Origin of the sequence: Marinoscillum sp. (assembly GCF_965229915.1) — a bacterium.
In the GTDB taxonomy this organism is placed as follows: domain Bacteria; phylum Bacteroidota; class Bacteroidia; order Cytophagales; family Cyclobacteriaceae; genus Marinoscillum.
On the sequence record NZ_CBDDJZ010000001.1, the window covers coordinates 263989 to 282912 of the forward strand.

Here is an 18924-nt window from a genome sequence, read left to right on the forward strand (position 1 = left end):
ATCCACATCATCTTCGGCCTAAAACTCACAAATGAAATCACTGGTAATAACATTCCTGGTATTGGTTATATGCTCTAATATCAGTGCGCAGAGCCTTACTGAAGAGCAAATTTCATCACTTGATAAGCTAATTACTGGCCAGCTATCAGAAGACCTGGCTCCGGGCCTTGGTGTAGGGATCGTGAAAAATGGCTCAGTTGTTTATCAAAAGATCATTGGTTACTCCGACTTGCAGGACTCCATCAAACTGAGCAGCACGACATCTCGATTTAATTATGCCTCCTGTGCTAAGCAGTTCACTGCATTGATGGTCCTTGATCTTGCAGAGAAAGGACTGCTTGATCTTCAGGATGACTTCCGATGGTACCTGCCAGCGTATTTCCCAACCATCAAAGATACGATTACCATTACACAGCTAATCACCCATACTAGTGGGATTCGAGACATCTATGATCTGTGGAGTATTCAGGGGATCACCTGGTGGCAAGAATCATTGAGCAATGAGGATGTACTCGATCTGATCAAAAATCAAAACTCACTGAATTTTCAACCAGGATCAGCCTACAGGTACAGCAACACTAACTATATCCTTCTAACCGAATTAGTGGAGGCAATCTGTAAACAGCCCTTTACCCAATATAGTCAGTCCTTTTTTCATCAGATAGGGATGGCTCAGACCAGCTTTGAGTCCAATCATGAATTCATCATCGATAGAGTCAAACCCTATGGGTTTTGGAAAGGATATACAGAATATCCATGGAACTCTGACATTATTGGTGATGGAGCCCTATTTACCACGTTGCATGATCAGCTCCTTTGGGAGCAAACCCTTCAAATCACTCAGTCCGACCGATTGTCCAGTGGAACTCTGTCCAGATCACAAAGTCCTATTCTATCAGATATTGCCTATGGTTTTGGGGTGGAGTTTGAAGGTGAAAAAACTTATCATCAGGGATCTACTGGTGCTTATGGTTCATTTTTCGTGCGCGTACCCACTGAGAATATCTCTATTGTGGTCATGACGAATTACAGCAATATCAACGTTTCGTCCATTGCTGAAGATATCTACCAGATCGCCTCAAAGGGAAAATTGAAAGAACGCACTATTCAAACAGAACCCACAACTGTAGGTGAGTTTATTTCAAAAGAAGAAGTGGTCGGCACTTACAAAACATCAGGTACCTTCTATTTCAAGTTTTTCATTGAAGAGGATACGCTCTATCTGGACCGAACCTACAGAGATCCGGTGGCGCTGACACATGAACGAGGCAACATCTACCATGAGATTTCGGACCCAGCCTTCAAACAAGAGTTTAAAAGAACGGAATCTGGCCAAATGACTGTTACCGCCTATTATACCAGTCACGATCCTTATACGCTTTTTATGGAAGAGTCTCCCGATGCTTTTCAGCCGGATAGACTGTTGGGAACATATAGCAATGAAGAGTTGAAGCTGTCCTTTACGCTTAGCCTGGATGATGAGAGAAAATTGACGTGCAGTTGGAATGGTGAAACCATTTCATCAGAACTATTTACGCCAGCGTTACTCTTGATTGGGAGTCGGCAGTTCTCCATCCCCAAACATATAAGTGATTTGTTAATCCTAAATACCTCTAGAAATAGCAACATACAATTCAGGCGAAATTAGAAGAAAGAGGACACGACTTCGTGATACACCAATTTCCGAGGAGTATTGAACTGAAGTTTCATTTTGATTATCTTGAAGAATGATCTCAAGGTTACTTTGGATATCCTGTGCCTTAATAGCCAATGTGCATCTTCAGGCTCAACCTGAAAACTACATAAGCTATCACCAGTCCGTCCTGGACATAGAGCAGTTAATTGCCTCCAACCAGTTCAATGAGGCTCTATCCAGATATGACCAACTCTTTCAGCAATACGAATTCGTATTTTTGGAAGACTACAAAATAGCAGCTCAACTAGCAGCACACCTGGGTGATGAATATCGGGCTTTTGACTATCTGGGGCTGGGAGTAGCTAATGGATGGACGCTCAAAGAAATCAAGAAACACCAACTGCTCAAGCCGCTCAAAAAGAATCCTAGATGGTTTGACCTGGAAAAAAGCTATGAAGCACTGAGACAAGATTTTGAAGACCGAATCAATGACTCATTGAGAGCGGTAATCAGAGACCTTTCCAAAGAAGATCAGAAAATGGCCTTCAAGTACTTGCTGAAACCTTCACAAAAGGCACGTGAAAAGTTCATTACACAAGAGGTCATTCCACTTAATGAACGGCAAATGCAACAACTCCAAAACATCCTGGATCAAATTGGATATCCTGGAGAAAAACTCATCGGTAATAGTGTATGGATGAGCACCATCCTTGGTCATCACAACTCCATAAGTCCTGAATATCAACAAGCTGACACCATCTTTCCACGTTTAAAACCACAGTTGCTACAGGCGGTCAATCGCGGAGAAATGGACCCACTAGACCTGGCCATCATTGATGATTGGTACCTGACTGTGAAGTCTGATCACCAGCAATCGTCATATGGCATCATTAAACCGATTACTCCAGACGAAGTTGACCAATGCAATCACTATAGAAGTCAACTAGGGCTGCGTTCTGTTCAGCTAAGAAATGCCCTGGTGGAAATCCAGCAGCAAACAGGTATGGACCTCTATCTGGACATGGGAAGTTGGTTAAAAGGCAAAATACCAACGAATTAGTTCCTTTAGCCCAACCATTACCTTCCATCCTGCGTCTATTACCATGTATGAAAAAACGTAACATTTTTAGCAACTTCCTGATTTTGTTCGTATTCATCTTTGCGGCATGTAGTGAGGATGATGACCTCAACCCCATGTTCTATGGAGAATATGAGGGCTATTATTACAAAAGCACTTCTGCAGAAAGAGCTCTACCCGTACCACTTACACTCCAGTTTGAAAAGCGAAACTATACCGGACTGTCAGAAGACTCACTTAGTCAATCCATTTTTATGGGGCAGTTTGCTATTGAAAAAAACCAGGTAAGACTAACGAACGGCTACAATGCAGTGGCGGATAGTGACTGGGAGCGTATTTTATCTGGTTCCTATACGTTTGAAATCATAGACCATACCATACACATGAGTCGTGACATAGATGGCGGAATGGAAGGTTTTCGTCTCACAAAAAAAGGCGGACTCTAAGCCCGCCTCTTGCAACTGCCAATATGCACCATCTGTCCTGAAACAGGCTGGTGAATTATGGCGATGATATCATTTTAATGCCCAGATTTTTTCGTATCCTTTTCCTTGTTCGTCGGCCTTTAAGTTGACCATAGCCTCCTGAAATAATTCAATCACCCGGTCCACACTCATTACCTGATTGAGTTGATCTACTATATCCTCAGAGTCTGCATATGCTTCGCTTACTCCTTTACCCGGCCCAGTGATGAGCCCATTAGCATAAGTCGTAGGTCCGACTTTCCAGCCATTGGTGGGTCCATCTATCCTGAAGGACATCCTTGGACTCAGCGCACCATCTTCCCAGGCCATAGCACAATCCACAGTCACCGAAATAATTCCATCTACACCCAGTTCCTTCATGAGCTTCACCTCAGGTTTGTCATTTGGGAATGTACTCGTCCTGGATGACCACATTTCGCTTAGAGTAGTTGGTAGTAGTAGCTTACATCCTTTGTATGGTTTGACCACCACCTCTTCGGAGACTGTATCTTCGGTGGCAAAAAGGTTTGCATACTGACTGGCCTTCATGGTCTGCTCAATCGGTACTAGCTCTACATTCATTTCTGCCAGAAATGCCTTTTCAAACTTTGCATAGAATTCATTCACCAGTTGGTCCCAGAACACTTCTGGCACTTCAGGAAATTGCCTGGTTTCAGTAGTTGTAGTGGTCGTTGTGGTTTTGACATTGCCAGAGATGGAAGTGCTAGTAGAAGTCTCCACATGTTGTTGTTTCAGTTCTGTAGCTCTCACTACAAAAGATGCCATAGCGAGTTTCTTCGGCTGACTCAATGGAGGACCCCAGAAAGCATTCGGTTTGTTTGCCTGCACCGTAAACTTATCATCTGTTTTCGTCTCGTATTTGGCGTTGTATTCATCCACTCCTACCCCCAGAAATGTTTTCTGGTCACCTTCCAGTGTAATTGGACTCCAATCCATAGCACCAGTTATCACTTGTGCAGCACCTACATCCGGTAGATTCACCACCTTCTCTTTAGTTCGCTGCACCAGCAGGTAATTGTCACCCTGTTCAAATTTATATGCAGTAGTGGCTGTATGCTTGAAAGCCTCTTTTGGGATGGTGATTTTGTCTACACTTTTAAAGAATCCAATCTCATTGAACCCGCGGATTCCCATTACTTTCCCAAGGATAGCTACATAAAAGTCATCGGTTCCTCCTTGCGGATGCTTGAGTTCCAAAACCAGATCTTCATCCATATTCACAGAAGCCACCTCACCTCTTGGTACTCCGTTGATGCTCACGATCTCGATGGGCTCAATCGGATCAGCCGTTAGCTTAGCCATATCCCCACTCACTGTTTGGATATCTACTGAATGTGAGCCGCTGTTTTTCTCTACAATACCCCCATAAAAGCCATTGGCCACATGCTCAATATCGTTACCATCAATCTTGACACTTCCGTCAATCTTGCTCATGCCAACTCCTTCCTTCTTCAGGAATAACACTCCAGTCATATCCATACCTGCTTCCCAAAAACCGAAGTATTCGGTTTCTACCGTCATGGTTTCGCTTGGGTAGAGGTTTTGCATGTAAAGAACCTGCATGGATAAAGTGTTGAGGTCATCAGTGGTAGAGGTCAGCAGATTCCCAGCTAGCTTTCCGATGGACTTCATCGGATTGAAATTCTTCATTTTGGCTTTGAACTTGCCACCAAAGCCATCTTTCTCATCACCCTCTTCTTCTGAGTCCTTGCTTTCTTCAGTATCGTCCTTTTTTTTGCCAAAAGGCAACTGAGCAGACACCGGATCCACCATCAAAAAAGCGGCGATCGTCAATAAAAATGTAAAAAGTCTTAGTCGGTACATATTCGCGTTGATTAATATCAGAGCACTAAGTTAGGAGGTCGGCTGAGTCAAAAACATACCGTGCATTCGGTATATTATATACGCAATTCCCACCTTTCATCACCTAATAATACTTTCTGACTAACAATCAGCCTGAATTACCAGTTGATACATATACTTTTGAGGCAAATCTCATTATGTGCTATTGACGCAATGAAGTAACAATGAGATCCAATTTTTGAAGCACCCGTACATGAACAAAACATCCAAAAGAATCCTATATACTGTAATCACCCTGGTGATATTAGGAATCATTATTTATCCCAAACTACCAACTGACGGTGAAGACTCAGCTCAGCAAGCTGCTGCGGCAGCTTCAAAATCCTCCAAGCTGACTGTTGATGCCCACGTGGTGTCACGGTCACAGTTAAAAAACACGGTAAATGTAACAGGCTCCATTCTGGCCGATGAATCAGTCATACTGAATAGTGAAGTAGCCGGGAAAGTGGAAAAAATATTCTTTAAAGAAGGCCAAAAGGTAAAGAAAGGTGAGCTGCTGGTACAGCTCAATGATGAAGAAGTGCAGGCCGAAATTGAAAAGCTCCAGTATACACAGCAGCTCAACAAAGACAATGAGTTTCGTCAGAAACAACTGCTTGAAAAGGAAGCCATCAGTCGAGAGGAGTATGAGACTTCTTTGACAACCTTAAACACCACAGTGGCTGAAATCAAAGTGATGCAGGCACGGCTGGATAAGCACCACATTCGATCTCCATTTGATGGTATCATCGGGTTGAGAGACATCTCTGAGGGAAGCTATCTCAACCCAGGTGCCAGAATCGCCGAGCTATATAAAATAGATCCTGTGAAACTAGAGTTCGCAATTCCAAGTAAATACATCGCTCTGGTAAATGAGGGAGATTCGCTGACCTTCACTGTGGATGCTTACGAGGAAGAGTTCAGCGGAAAAATCTATGCCATTGAGCCTCAAATTGATCCGCAAACCAGAAGTCTGAGAGTACGTGCTAAAGCTCCAAATGATCATGCAAAACTCCTTCCCGGACAGTTTACCAGAATTAGCTTAATTCTGGAAACAATCCCTAATGCCATGATGGTGCCTACTATTGCCATTATCCCAGAACTGAACGGTAAAAAACTATACCTCTACAAGAATGGTGTAGTTGAATCTCAGTCGGTAGAAACGGGAATCCGGACCGAAGAGCAACTGCAGGTTCTAAAAGGATTAGCTCCTGGTGATACAGTGATCACTTCAGGTATTCTGCAAATCAATCAAGGATCACAAGTCAATGTAAACCTCAAATAAATGGCTAGTTTATCCAATGTAAGTATAGAGCGGCCGGTGTTGGCTATCGTCATGTCCATTGTGATCATGCTCTTCGGTGTGATAGGCTTTAACTTCTTAGGAGTTAGAGAGTACCCGAGTGTTGATCCCCCAGTCATTACAGTGTCCACAAGCTACACCGGGGCTAGTGCAGATGTGATAGAAACGCAGATCACCGAACCGCTGGAAGAATCAATCAACGGTATCGATGGCATCAAAACACTATCATCTATCAGCTCCGATGGACGTAGCTCTATCACCGTAGAGTTCGGTCTGGAAACAGATCTGGAAACAGCTGCCAATGATGTTCGGGACAAGGTATCACGTGCTATAGGTAATCTGCCTCCGGATGCAGACCCTCCTATTGTCACCAAAGCAGATGCAGACTCACAGCCAATCATTGCGCTGCGCATCTATTCAGAAAAACGAAACCTGCTGGAGATGTCGGAAATCGCCGACAATATCTTCAAAGAGACTTTCCAGACCATACCAGGTGTGAGTGAAGTACGGATCTGGGGAGAGAAAAAATACAGCATGCGGCTTTGGATGGATCCTGACCGACTCGCAGCATATAATCTAACTCCACTAGATGTGCTCAATGCCGTACAAACTCAGAACATCGAACTACCATCGGGTCGTGTAGAGGGTACTACTACTGAACTCACCGTAAGAACTTTTGGTAGGCTTACTTCTCCTGATGAATTCAACAACCTGATCATTCGGGAAACCGACAGGGATATCGTACGATTCAGAGACATTGGCCGAGCCGAACTGTATCCCGAGAACGACCGAACCATGCTCAGAAACAATGGCATACCAATGGTACTCAATGCGATTGTTCCTCAGCCGGGTTCCAATAACCTGGAGATTGCAGAGGAGTTTTACAACCGCCTGGAAAGCCTTCAAAAAAACATACCTGAGGATATCAATACCGAGATTGCTTTTGACAATACGGAATACATTAGCGAATCAATTAGTGAAGTGCAGCAGACCATTTTTGTAGCATTTGGTCTGGTGGTGCTTATTATCTTCTTCTTTTTGAGGGACTGGCGTACCACGTTCATTCCGGTAATAACTGTCCCCATTGCCCTCATTGGATCCTTCTTTGTAATGTATTCTTTAGATTTCTCGATCAATGTGTTGACGCTATTGGGAATTGTTCTTGCAATTGGACTGGTGGTGGATGACGCCATTGTAGTACTGGAAAACATCTATACCAAGATAGAGGACGGCATGGATCCGGAGGAAGCCGGCAAAAAAGGAACAAACGAGATCTTCTTTGCCGTAATTTCAACCACTGTGGCACTTACTTCGGTGTTTTTTCCAATAGTATTTCTACAGGGGTTGACCGGACGTTTGTTTCGCGAGTTTGGGATTACGGTAGCTGTAGCGGTGATCATTTCATCTTTCGTCGCTCTTACGCTCACCCCAATGCTGTCCAGCAAAATGCTGAAAAAACGCGAGAAGAAACAGTGGTTTTATGAGAAAACAGAGCCTTTCTTTATATGGCTCAATCAGTTGTATAACGATGCGCTGGATTCATTCATGGGCAATCGCTGGTTGTCAGGGTTGATTGTAGTCGTAGCGATAGGTCTGATCTACTTACTAGGACAGGTGGTGCCTTCGGAGCTTTCCCCATTGGAAGATAGAGGAGTTTTTAGAATCATTGCTACCGGACCTGAGGGAGCCACGTTTGAATACATGGATGAGTATGTTAAAGAAATTGACAATCTGGTGCAGGAGGAAGTCCCAGAAGCCAACTCGATCATCACCATTACTTCTCCGGGATTCACCTCTGCTGGAGCGGTCAACTCTGCCTTCATCATTGCCAAGTTGGTGGATGCGCAGGACCGAACACGCTCCCAACATGAAATTGTGGAAACCATTAAGCCACAAATTGCAGCCAATACAAAGGCGCGTGCATTCGTGGTAGAACCTGAATCAATTGGTAACCGAAGAGGTGGGCTACCAGTAAGCTTTGTTTTGCAGGCTAGAGAGCTTGATGAACTCAAAGAAGTACTACCAGCATTTTTGGAAAAAGCCAATGCCAGCCCAGCGTTTGACTTTGTGGACCTTGACCTGAAGTTTAATAAACCTGAGCTCGGCGTGAGAATAGACCGGGAAAAAGCACGCAGTATGGGTGTTTCAGTAAGAGATATTGCACAGACGCTTCAGCTAAGCTTGAGCGGCAACCGATTTGGTAACTTCATCATGAACGGTAAGCAATACTATGTGATTGGACAAGTAGAGCGACAGGACCGGAACGAACCTTTGGATTTGAAATCAATCTATGTGAGATCTGGCAATGGTCAGCTTGTTCAAATGGACAATGTCATCTCACTGGAAGAACGCTCCACTCCTCCTCAGCTCTTCCATTATAACCGCTTCACATCTGCCACCATCTCAGCCAGCTTGGCCAATGGATATACACTAGGCATGGGTCTGGAGGAAATGGATAAAATAGCTGCTGATGTATTGGATGACCGGTTCCAAACAGCATTATCTGGATCATCACTAGAGTTCCAGCAGAGCTCAGGTAATTTATACTTTGCATTTGCTCTGGCACTGCTACTGATTTACCTCGTGTTGGCTGCACAGTTCGAAAGTTTTAGAGATCCATTGATCATTATGTTTACCGTGCCGTTAGCGCTTTCCGGAGCATTGATCACCTTGTGGTATTTCAACGAGACACTCAATATCTTTTCCCAAATTGGGATGATCATGTTGATCGGTTTGGTGACTAAGAATGGTATTCTGATAGTGGAGTTTGCCAATCAGCGCAAAGCCCAGGATATGGGAATTATGGAATCCATCAAAGGAGCTGCCAAGATGCGTTTCCGCCCTATTTTAATGACGAGTTTATCGACTATCCTAGGTATTCTTCCTATCGCTTTGGCTTTAGGAGCAGGTGCCGAAAGTAGAGTATCCATGGGGATTGCGGTTATTGGCGGTATGATTATCGCTACTTTCCTGACATTGTTCGTCATCCCAGCTATTTATACATTTTTAACTAGCAAGTCTAAACGAGTTGCCCGAGTATGATCAAGACACTATTTATAGTCCTTTCATTTACCATACATCCTCCACTGCAACAGCCCGATACGGCACTGACTGAAGCAGAAGCAGTGGCAATTGCTTTGGAGAAGAGCTTTGATATCCGGTTGGAGACATACAACATGGAAATTGCCAAAAACAACAATACCATAGGCAATGCAGGATATCTCCCAACAGTAGAAGCAACTGCCAGTACTGGAAGGACCATTCAAAATACAGAATTAGAGTTTGCCTCTGGAGATTCTCAGGCTCGTGATGGTGCCAAGTCCACCTCTACCAATGCCGGTTTAAGTCTAAACTGGACCATATTCGATGGATTGAAAATGTTTGCCACTAAAGAGCGATTGGACCAGATTGAACGATCAAACGAATACATTCTCAAATCGCAAGTGCAAAACACCGTTTCTGATGTGTTGAAAGCCTTTTACAATGCTGGTCTCGAACAAGAGCGCCTACGTCTCCTGAAGAGTAACCTGGAGTTGTCCGAAGAGCGAGTTCAAATCAGTAAAGATAAATACGAGATCGGTAAGGCAAGTAAAATGGAATACCTTCAGGCTCAGGTAGACTTCAACACTGACCAATCTGCATATGTCAAACAACGCGAGGTAATAGCCGTACGGTTGTACGAGCTGCAGCAAATCATGGGACTGTCCGAAACCACTGACTCACTGAAGTTGGCTTTTTCCTATGACTTGAATATGATTTTATCCAGGATCCAGGCAGAAGAACTCGCCTTGTCACAAAACCCAAATCTAAGATCCATGGAAATGGCACGTGAGGTTTCCATTTTGGCTACTAAAGAGCTAGAACGCTCCAGACTACCCGAGCTAGACTTCAATATGGGATATAACTACGCCAAATCAGAAGCGGAGGCGGGTTTTGTTTTGCAAAATCAGTCCACAGGTATCAACTATGGATTGTCTGCGCGTATGACGCTATTTGATGGATTGAATCAAAGTAGACAAATACAAAATGCGCAAATTCAAGCAGAATATGCCCAAACCAGTTTTGAACGATCCAAGACAGTGTTGCTAACATCGGTTCGATCCGCATTCCTTACCTATCAGAATGCAGTGGAGCTGGCTCAGTTGGAAACGCAGAACCTGGAAGTAGCAGAAGAAAATGTGGCGATTGCACTGGAGCGCTATCGTGTGGGCAAGTCAAATCCACTGGAAATTAGAGAAGCCCAAAACAACGCGGTAAACGCCCAGATTAGACATCTGGAGGCTCTGAATACAGCTAAGATTGCGGAAATAGAGTTGCTGCGACTCACTGGAGAGATAGTCAGATAACTACTTTGGCTGGCGTTTTTCCAGGTGGTCTATGATGGCTTTGGATATGTATTCGTTCACGGTCATCCCCACTCTGTCTGCCGCGACAGTCAGTAATTTTAACTGATCGGTTGTCAATTGAATTTTCATGCTTAGTTAAACGTTGTGTAACTATCCAATGTTATGCTTCTAAATTATTTTAAATATTCTGTAGCAACATTTTGGTAATGTCAAAAGCTATACTACTTTTGCAATCCCCTAACGAAGCAAAGGGTTCTGGAAACGTTCAGAAAGGCTTGTTGAAGTTATGAATTAACAAGAAAAAGTAGATTCGTTAGACACATAAATATCGCGGGATGGAGCAGTTGGTAGCTCGTCGGGCTCATAACCCGAAGGTCGGAGGTTCGAGTCCTCCTCCCGCTACTAGAACGAAACCTGATCAATAAAATGGTCAGGTTTTTTTTATGCATTAATTTTTATAGAAGGACGAGAAGTTTATCCGCCGGAAGAATGTAAGTGGAAGTCCTCCTTACTTATCAATCACCCATGATTTATGTTTCAGGCTTTCTTTCTCATCACACCGGACTACTCTTCATCAAATAAGCAAAAACCACAGTAAAAACTCCGTAGACTGCTGCCATGATAATCACTCCAGGATGGCCCACACCTCCCACCACTAGCTTCATCAAGGTGATGGCCACCACTCCAAAGTGCATCAGGTTGGCAACCACCACAGGACGGTTATAGATTCCTCCTATTCTTGATGACTTCATCATCCAGTTGAGCATCGCAAATCCCAGGTAAAGTGCCCCAATAACCTGGAGTATCGTTTGTGAAAATAAATGAGATTCCTGATCAAAGTAATTCAAGAACTCTTGTGGTAAGAAAGACAGCACCAGGCCGGAAACGGTTAAATAGACCGTTGTTGTGATCATCAGTAAGCGAGTAATCATATCTTTTCTTGTTGGACGCAGAGCATCATTATTTATTACGTTTTTTTGTCACGCATCAACTCAAGTATGAACCATTACTTCCATTTTCAAGGCTCATGACACTTGGTTTATACCTAAATTCGTCTCAAATTAAATACACCTAATGAGTCTTAAAGACATCCACGGTCGAGCTATTCGCGACCACTATCAAAACAAGCAGAAATCGCCTTTGCTGTTACATACCTCTTATGGAGAGACTGAAAACATGCCTGTGGAAGTGTTTTTCCGAGAAGAGGAAGACCTGACCGTACTGGAAAACCTGGCATTAATTGAGTGTAAAGGGAAGGTTCTGGATCTGGGTGCAGGAGCAGGTGCGCTTTCACTAATCCTGCAGGCAAGGGGTTTTCAGGTAACTGCATTAGAAAACTCTCCCGGATGTGTAGAGGTCATGCGCCAATCAGGTGTGGAACGCGTAGTAGAACAAGACTACCGGCAGCACCATACAACGTACGATACGATTTTACTACTCATGAATGGATTGGGGCTAGCTGGCAGGTATTCAGGAGTACAGAATATGCTAAAAGACCTGACTAAAATGCTCTTACCCGATGGACAGATTCTTCTAGACTCTTCAGATATTTCCTATTTATTTGATGGTAATGACCTGTCCCCTGACGCTGAGTATTATGGAAACATCTGTTACCAGTATGAATATCAGAAAGTCAAAGGCGATTGGTTTGATTGGGTGTATGTAGACCAACAAACGCTGCAAATTGAAGCTACCAAAGCACAACTAGAGGTAGAAATACTCTATACCGATGAAAACGATCAGTACCTGGCTTGCTTGACCAGAAAGTAACCCCGACAGCATAAGCTGCCGGGAATACTCTTTTCATTCTTGAATGGTATAAGTGGATGTCACATTGATATTCAGGTCAAATCCACCGCCCTGATCAAAAACATTGGTGGATACTGTCAGCTGCAGACCGCAGGTATTAACCAGATCTCCTTCAATATCACTCACCTCCCAGGTGTCACCAAATGCATCGAAAGTCTGAGTCGGTACATCAATGATCAGATTGGTAGGATCAGATGGGTCTACCGTAAACTGGAATGAGAATCCAGGCCCAAAAACAGTTGCTGCATAATCGGTCACCTCATACGTGTTGCCAGATAGTTGCGTAATAGTAGTGGTATATGACCCTCCACCAAATACGTCATCTACTTCTTCTACAGCCACTGTTCCATTATAATCAGCAGCAATAAACGGACAGTCATCATCTATGATTTCCATAGTAAATGCTGACTTTAGAGGAGTACCTGGATACACATCAGCTGGTGTGTCTGTTATTTCAGCGCTAAACGTCAAGTTTCCCACTGTAGACTCATCATAGTTGGGTATGGTCTCTATTTGCACGGCCAACGCAAATGTATCCGCGGGCAAAGTAATGGTAAACGTATTGCCAGAGGTACTCTTAGCATTGACCACATTGAAATGAGTACCAAGCTCTGCAGTTCCCGTCACAGTAAAGGTAATGTCCACATCACTGGAGGAACTGACATCATAAAGCAGTGGTATTTCCACCACGTTACTAGCTCCCGATCCTTCGGTTACGCTAGTAGGTGCCGTTTGTGAGCTTACTCCTACATATTGATATTCCGCACTTGCCAGATCGTCAAACTCCACTCGATCACACGCCACCAGGCATGCTGCAAGAAGGATTATTAAACTATATATGTACTTAATCATAGTATTTGCATTTTAAATTAGTATCCTGGATTTTGCTGTGCTGCCAGCAGCTCGTTGATGGTGACCTCTGAAGCTGGCAATGGCCACAGGAATCGGAAATCACTATAAGGAATGGCCGGGATCACCTTGGTCAGATCCGTATCTCCAATAGAATAGGTACTTCCATCCACACTGGCCGAAACCATTTTTGCTGGAATACCTCCTGTAGAAAAGGTAGGATCTACTGCATTTCTATGAATATCTTTCCAGCGCATACCTTCGGCTAAGTACTCGATCCTTCGCTCCTGCAAGATTCGATTGACCAGATCATTGGCATTGGCAATGTTACCATATGAGTTCATTGTTCCTGCAATCGCACGATCTCTCACAGCATTGAGCAGTGCAGAACCACGTGTCGTATTACCAGTTCGAGCTTCTGCTTCTGCTAAGTTGAGCAGCACCTCAGCATAGCGCAGTATTGGTGAGAAATCCGAGTTGTTCACATAGTCACGGTACTTGGTGGTAAACAGGCGACCATTGGCTCCTCCAGTTACCAGCTGTGATCTTCGCAGATCATCCGGATGCCAGAAAGACTGATTCCATATTATCGGGCTGATAGCTACTTCACCTCGAGCTCCATTTGAAGATGAACCATACATATTGGCCAGAGCCGCATTCACGTTGAGGTTGTCATTGGCACTCATATTCATGGAAAAGATGCTCTCCACACTAGTGTTGTTAGCCCATGGACCATCGGGTGTGGCTGTAAGTGAATAACCACCACCAGTAAATGGAGCTGAAGCAGGCACTATTTTGTTGGCCTCAGTGATGACATCATCCCACTGACCCATGTGCAAATACACCCGCGTCTTCATGGCAATGGCCGCTCCACTGGTGGCTCTTACAACCTGTGAAGAACCGCTCCTTGTAGCCGGCAGATTTAGCTCAGCAAAGTCCATATCTTCTAAAATTTGAGCATAAGTATCCGCCACAGTACCACGTCCCAGCTCTTTGGCTGCTTCCAGCGCTGAAGCACTATTGGCTCCAAAGGTCGGAATGGGTATTCCCATTTCAGCCCCATTGCCATCTAGATAGGGTCTGGAAAAATGAATGACCATTTCGTGAAACGCCAAACCACGCAAGAATCTCGCTTCACCTAGATAAGCATTTGCTGTAGCTTCATCGATCACCCCACTTTCCAAGGCATTGGTCACACCATCTATGAACAAATTGGCCAGATTGACCAACCGATAACCATTCTCCCAGAAATAGCGATTATTCTCAGTTACGGTGGTATAGGTAGCTCTGTAGGTGAAATCGTAAAATGTGTTGATCAACAACATATCTTCACCTCTCATATCAGCCTGCTGTATGTGCGCTGCACCGAATATGTAGCCACGGTTATTGACCTCTGATCCACGATAGAAACCAGACTGGGCAGCATCATACACCCCTACCATCGTACTTTCGATTCGCTCGGGTGTTTCAAATGCGGCCTCCTCGGATATGGAGTCTTCCGGGGATAATTCGATTACTTCCTCCTTACAGCCAAAGCCTATCAGGAGAAGCCCTATTAAATAGATATAATTATACTTTTTCATTGCTTGCAAGAATTAAAATGAAACATTGAGACCTAGTGTCCAGGTGCGCACCAACGGGTTGGTATTTAGATCCACACCAGAGATGATATTCGAAGTAGAGCTCACATTAAGTTCTGGATCTAACCCCTTGTATTTGGTGAAAACGTAAGGGTTTTGGACACTTCCATATACTCTGAGTCGATCCAGCCCGATAGACCGCAAAAGCTGCTTTGGCAGTGTATAACCAAGCGAGATATTCTGCACACGCACATAGTCTCCTTTTTCCACCCAGGTGGATTGCGCATTCCCATTGTTCAAACTTGAACTCAGGTTATAGAAATTGTCATTGTTGAGCGACAAGCGAGGCACGTCCGTATTGGGGTTAGCTGGAGTCCATCTATTTTTAATCTCGGCCAGGTTGTTGTTGAAAAACATCGTTAAACCATTCTGACGAGTTCCATTGAACACATTATGCCCCATAGCATAGGTCAAAACCAGGTTCAGATCAAACCCTTTGAATCTAACCGAGTTAGTCATACCTCCATAGATTTTAGGATTGGTTTGTCCCAGCAGAAACTTATCTGTGGTGGCAGAGAGCGCTGTGGTTGGAGTCAACTCATTTGGGTTCTCAGCATCAAACAGATAGTACGAGTTATCATCTGGATTACCCTGGATCAATCGGCCATCCTGAGTTTCATAGATTGGGTTACCATTAGCTGGGTTCACTCCTTTTCCTCTAAAACCATAAAGCATCCCAATCGGCTCACCTACTCTAACAATGTTGAATACTGAGATGATGTCTGCATCATTGTTGGACAGAGCTGTCACCTCATTTTTAATCATGGTGGCGTTAAAGCTAGTAGTCCAGCTCAGGTCTCCTTTTTGAATATTGGTGGTATTTACTGCAATTTCAATCCCCCGGTTTTCCATCTTACCTACGTTGAGATTGATCGTGTTTCCCGGAATCCCCAAAACCGGTGGTGTTGGTGCGGCAAGAATCAGATCCTTGGTTTCACTTTTGAACACATCTACTGATCCGGAGATTCGGTTACTCAGAATCCCAAAATCAAGGCCGATATTGGTCTTGGTGGTGGTCTCCCACCTTAAGTCGGCATTACCCACATTTTCAAAAGCAATGGCTGTCTGATCTCCATAAAGTTCAGGACCATAAGTACCAAGAGCAGGAAACAAAGAAGCCCCCGTGATTGACGTGTTACCAGTCTCGGCCCATCCAACTCTCAATTTCAAATCATTGACCTGAGCAAAGTTAAAGAAGCTCTCTTGTGCGATATTCCACCCGAGTGAGCCTCCCAGGAAGACATCCTCGCGAGTGTCAACCGGCAGTGAAGAGATGGCATCCTGACGAACACTGGCTGATAGCAAATACCTGTTATCAAAGTCATAGTTTACCCGACCGAATAATGAAGAGAAACCAGTAGCTCCCGTAAATCCGGAAGAGGATTGAGTATTGAAGGAGCCGGTTTGGAGACCTTCTGCAATGAAAAATGGATCTGAAAAATCCGTACCCGCACCAGTGAACTGGTCATAGGAGGTCTTCTGATATTCGGTACCAGCCACCACATAAATAGAATGCATGACAGCAAGCGTTTTTCTCCAGGAAACCGTGTTTTGCCAGTTCCACTGAAGCGTATTGTAATACCCACGATACACACTACCATTCGCACCACGACCATCTCCATGGAGTGGATCCAACGATTGGAAGTCTCGTGTATCTGCATTGTCTACACCTATCTGTGACCGCATATCAATATCAAATGGCAAATGGAACTCCATAAAGGCATTACCTAAAAATCTCATATTGTTGGTGACCTGTTGATTGTGATCCAGCACATACCGAATGTTGGTCAGGTTCAAAGCAATGTTTTGCAGGTTATTTCCAGCACCCAGCAGTGTGTTGTCTGGTGTCAGGTTATAGCCTGTTGGATGATTGTCATCGTATACTGGCACATTTGGGAATGCTTTGAGTGCGTTGCTCACATTACCCGAAAGCGAACTTGACCCAGCGTTGAGACCTTGATTTTTCTGGTGTGATACCTGCAGCTTAATACCTGTAGTCAACCAGTCAGTGGCACTATAGTCCACATTGGCTCGTGTGGAGTACCGTGTGATGGAGTTATTGGTAGTAGAACCCTCCTGATCAGAGTAGCCCAGTGAGAAATAGTAGCGCACATTATCACTACCTCCAGTCACATTCAGACCATGGTTCTGCACAAATCCACGACGGAAAATCTCTTCCTGCCAGTCAGTATCTACATTGCCTGGCCCTGCAAAAGCCTGCGGAGGCAGTCCTGCACTGGCAAACTTTTCATTACTGATTTGAATAAACTCCTCAGCATTCAATAATTCAAACCGATTAGAAGTCTCATTGAAGCCCGCAAAGAAGTTGTAATTGATTTTCACTTCTCCTTTGCTACCTGATTTGGTTGTGATCAGGATAACGCCATTAGCTGCTCTGGAACCATAGATGGCTGTAGCTGCTCCATCCTTTAGTATCTCGTATGATTCGATATCTGCGGGGTTGAGATCAGCAAGAGCGTTGTTTTGGTTGGCAAATGCACTGAGGTTACCATTGGTCATTGGCACTCCATCTATTACATAGAGAGGATCGGTACCCGAACTGATAGAATTCACACCTCGCACACGAACTTTCGGCGCGCTACCGATAAGACCCGATGTGGTCGTCACTTGCACGCCAGCAGCCTTACCCTGCATGGCCTGATCAAAACTCGCCACCGGCATTTGAGCAATCTCACTCCCGTCTACTGAAGATACAGAGCTGATCAGTTTGCGCTTATCCACCTCTCCGTAACCGATGACCACTACCTCTCCCAGCTGAGACACACTGGCCTCCATAGTGACATCCACTACAGAGCGACCGCCCACGCTCACCTCCTGGGTCTCCATACCAATAAAGGAAAAAACCAGTACGGGCTCATCAGTAGGCACTGACAGCTTGTATTGGCCATTTAAGTCCGTGATCGTTCCATTAGTGGAACCTTTGATCACCACATTCACTCCTGGGAGCGTTTCCCCATCACTGTCCAGGACAGTCCCGCTCACCGTTCGTTCCTGAGCATGCACCTCACCTAACAAGAGTAAGGCACACACCATTAGTAGAATTTGTTTCATACTTCTTTGGTTTTTAGTTATTCAAATGATTTAAGCAGGGTAATCTTAGTGGAGACTTATTTCCAATAATTGTAAAAAAGAATAGGCCTGGAGATAGGGGTATTTTGATCGAAAAGAAGGTATCCCCATAAAATGCAAAAACCGGCCAAAGGCTCGGTTTTGCACAACAGTATATTATAAAGAGGAAGGCTAAATAAGGGTTTTGATTCTTGAAGTAATTGTAAAAAAGAACACGTAACCCTGAATTGTAAAAATGCACATGGCTTGATTCGAAGATCGAACCTTAATTTGCTCATATGACAGAGATTCTCATTTTTGGAGTGGTAGCAATGGCGGCAATGTTTTCCTGGCGCAAGATCTTTGGGTCCAAACCCATGAGAACCCCGGACCACAAGACCAGGGCGGAACTGACCGAAATGAAAGAGTACTTCCAAAAGGTCGACGATTGGTTACAAGAAGGTCAGCGATTCAGGGGAAGTCACATCAAATTAGAAACAGTAGCCCGAGCCACACACCTGACCGAAAAGCAAGTATCACAAGCGGTCAACACCGTATCCCAGCAAAACTTCAGTTCCTACATCAACAAACTACGTATCAATGAAGCAAAAAATCTCCTGCTCAATCCAGATTATGGACACTACACCATTGAGGCTTTCGCCGAAATGGTGGGGTTTGCTAACAAAGTTTCTTTCTACAAAGCTTTCAAAAGAGTCTATGGACTCTCGCCTACAGAATGGAAGAAAGCCCAAAACCACCAATCATAACCATACCCTTACGGCCCAAAAGAGAATGATGTAAATATTCCGAAATGTTTACTAAACAATCGTGATAGTTAACTCTTCGACAACCATTTTAATAAGTGTA

General features: G+C 44.3%; 14 protein-coding genes and 1 tRNA gene. 9 read left to right on the forward strand and 6 right to left on the reverse strand.

What is annotated here, in order from left to right; genetic code table 11:
- Nucleotides 1-31: 31 nt before the first annotated feature.
- From ACO067_RS01075 to ACO067_RS01085, 3 genes are all read left to right on the forward strand, one after another.
- Nucleotides 32-1648: a serine hydrolase domain-containing protein gene (locus ACO067_RS01075; protein WP_421869477.1), complete on the forward strand. Its 1617-nt coding sequence runs from the start codon at nt 32-34 to the stop codon at nt 1646-1648.
- Between the two features lie 79 nt (nt 1649-1727).
- Nucleotides 1728-2696 (forward strand): hypothetical protein, encoded by a 969-nt coding sequence (locus ACO067_RS01080; RefSeq protein WP_421869480.1) that lies wholly within the window; start codon nt 1728-1730, stop codon nt 2694-2696.
- A gap of 47 nt (nt 2697-2743) precedes the next feature.
- Nucleotides 2744-3160, forward strand: a complete 417-nt coding sequence (locus ACO067_RS01085) for a hypothetical protein (RefSeq protein ID WP_421869483.1) — start codon at nt 2744-2746, stop codon at nt 3158-3160.
- A gap of 69 nt (nt 3161-3229) precedes the next feature.
- Here the strand turns inward: ACO067_RS01085 and ACO067_RS01090 are convergent, their stop codons facing one another.
- Nucleotides 3230-5023 (reverse strand): hypothetical protein, encoded by a 1794-nt coding sequence (locus tag ACO067_RS01090; RefSeq protein ID WP_421869487.1) that lies wholly within the window; start codon nt 5021-5023, stop codon nt 3230-3232.
- 232 nt (nt 5024-5255) lie between these two features.
- Between ACO067_RS01090 and ACO067_RS01095 the strand changes: the two genes are divergently transcribed.
- Genes ACO067_RS01095 through ACO067_RS01105 form a run of 3 tightly spaced genes read left to right on the forward strand, consistent with a single transcriptional unit; the run spans nt 5256 to nt 10690 of the window.
- The gene (locus ACO067_RS01095) at nt 5256-6326 is read left to right on the forward strand and encodes an efflux RND transporter periplasmic adaptor subunit (protein ID WP_421869491.1); all 1071 of its coding nucleotides are present in this window, start codon (nt 5256-5258) and stop codon (nt 6324-6326) included.
- Nucleotides 6327-9386, forward strand: coding sequence for an efflux RND transporter permease subunit (locus tag ACO067_RS01100; RefSeq protein ID WP_421869494.1), 3060 nt, complete (start codon nt 6327-6329; stop codon nt 9384-9386).
- The gene (locus ACO067_RS01105) at nt 9383-10690 is read left to right on the forward strand and encodes a TolC family protein (RefSeq protein WP_421869497.1); all 1308 of its coding nucleotides are present in this window, start codon (nt 9383-9385) and stop codon (nt 10688-10690) included. Before ACO067_RS01100 ends, ACO067_RS01105 begins: the two co-directional genes overlap by 4 nt.
- Here the strand turns inward: ACO067_RS01105 and ACO067_RS01110 are convergent, their stop codons facing one another.
- Entirely contained in the window at nt 10691-10819 is a 129-nt protein-coding gene (locus ACO067_RS01110; protein WP_421869500.1) for a hypothetical protein, read from the reverse strand.
- 200 nt (nt 10820-11019) lie between these two features.
- On the opposite strand from ACO067_RS01110, the gene ACO067_RS01115 reads away from it, so the two are divergent.
- Nucleotides 11020-11092 (forward strand) — tRNA-Met (locus ACO067_RS01115).
- A gap of 152 nt (nt 11093-11244) precedes the next feature.
- On the opposite strand, the gene ACO067_RS01120 is transcribed toward ACO067_RS01115, so the two are convergent.
- Nucleotides 11245-11622, reverse strand: a complete 378-nt coding sequence (locus ACO067_RS01120) for a hypothetical protein (protein ID WP_421869502.1) — start codon at nt 11620-11622, stop codon at nt 11245-11247.
- A gap of 142 nt (nt 11623-11764) precedes the next feature.
- Here ACO067_RS01120 and ACO067_RS01125 point away from each other — a divergent pair, with 142 nt between their 5' ends.
- Nucleotides 11765-12460 carry a class I SAM-dependent methyltransferase gene (locus tag ACO067_RS01125; protein ID WP_421869505.1) on the forward strand — a complete coding sequence of 232 codons (696 nt, stop codon included), beginning with the start codon at nt 11765-11767 and terminating at the stop codon, nt 12458-12460.
- 33 nt (nt 12461-12493) lie between these two features.
- On the opposite strand, the gene ACO067_RS01130 is transcribed toward ACO067_RS01125, so the two are convergent.
- Genes ACO067_RS01130 through ACO067_RS01140 form a run of 3 tightly spaced genes read right to left on the reverse strand, consistent with a single transcriptional unit; the run spans nt 12494 to nt 18060 of the window.
- Nucleotides 12494-13351, reverse strand: a complete 858-nt coding sequence (locus ACO067_RS01130) for a hypothetical protein (RefSeq protein WP_421869508.1) — start codon at nt 13349-13351, stop codon at nt 12494-12496.
- 17 nt (nt 13352-13368) lie between these two features.
- Nucleotides 13369-14931 (reverse strand): RagB/SusD family nutrient uptake outer membrane protein, encoded by a 1563-nt coding sequence (locus tag ACO067_RS01135; RefSeq protein WP_421869511.1) that lies wholly within the window; start codon nt 14929-14931, stop codon nt 13369-13371.
- Between the two features lie 12 nt (nt 14932-14943).
- Entirely contained in the window at nt 14944-18060 is a 3117-nt protein-coding gene (locus tag ACO067_RS01140; protein ID WP_421869514.1) for a SusC/RagA family TonB-linked outer membrane protein, read from the reverse strand.
- A 296-nt stretch (nt 18061-18356) separates the two neighbouring features.
- Between ACO067_RS01140 and ACO067_RS01145 the strand changes: the two genes are divergently transcribed.
- Nucleotides 18357-18824 (forward strand): helix-turn-helix domain-containing protein, encoded by a 468-nt coding sequence (locus ACO067_RS01145; RefSeq protein WP_421869518.1) that lies wholly within the window; start codon nt 18357-18359, stop codon nt 18822-18824.
- The last annotated feature ends 100 nt before the right edge of the window (nt 18825-18924 follow it).

Coding starts and splice junctions, on each gene's coding strand:
- ACO067_RS01075 (WP_421869477.1), top strand. CDS start 32: ATGAAATCACTGGTAATAACATTCCTGGTATTGGTTATATGCTCTAAT.
- ACO067_RS01080 (WP_421869480.1), top strand. CDS start 1,728: ATGATCTCAAGGTTACTTTGGATATCCTGTGCCTTAATAGCCAATGTG.
- ACO067_RS01085 (WP_421869483.1), top strand. CDS start 2,744: ATGAAAAAACGTAACATTTTTAGCAACTTCCTGATTTTGTTCGTATTC.
- ACO067_RS01090 (WP_421869487.1), bottom strand. CDS start 5,023: ATGTACCGACTAAGACTTTTTACATTTTTATTGACGATCGCCGCTTTT.
- ACO067_RS01095 (WP_421869491.1), top strand. CDS start 5,256: ATGAACAAAACATCCAAAAGAATCCTATATACTGTAATCACCCTGGTG.
- ACO067_RS01100 (WP_421869494.1), top strand. CDS start 6,327: ATGGCTAGTTTATCCAATGTAAGTATAGAGCGGCCGGTGTTGGCTATC.
- ACO067_RS01105 (WP_421869497.1), top strand. CDS start 9,383: ATGATCAAGACACTATTTATAGTCCTTTCATTTACCATACATCCTCCA.
- ACO067_RS01110 (WP_421869500.1), bottom strand. CDS start 10,819: ATGAAAATTCAATTGACAACCGATCAGTTAAAATTACTGACTGTCGCG.
- ACO067_RS01120 (WP_421869502.1), bottom strand. CDS start 11,622: ATGATTACTCGCTTACTGATGATCACAACAACGGTCTATTTAACCGTT.
- ACO067_RS01125 (WP_421869505.1), top strand. CDS start 11,765: ATGAGTCTTAAAGACATCCACGGTCGAGCTATTCGCGACCACTATCAA.
- ACO067_RS01130 (WP_421869508.1), bottom strand. CDS start 13,351: ATGATTAAGTACATATATAGTTTAATAATCCTTCTTGCAGCATGCCTG.
- ACO067_RS01135 (WP_421869511.1), bottom strand. CDS start 14,931: ATGAAAAAGTATAATTATATCTATTTAATAGGGCTTCTCCTGATAGGC.
- ACO067_RS01140 (WP_421869514.1), bottom strand. CDS start 18,060: ATGAAACAAATTCTACTAATGGTGTGTGCCTTACTCTTGTTAGGTGAG.
- ACO067_RS01145 (WP_421869518.1), top strand. CDS start 18,357: ATGACAGAGATTCTCATTTTTGGAGTGGTAGCAATGGCGGCAATGTTT.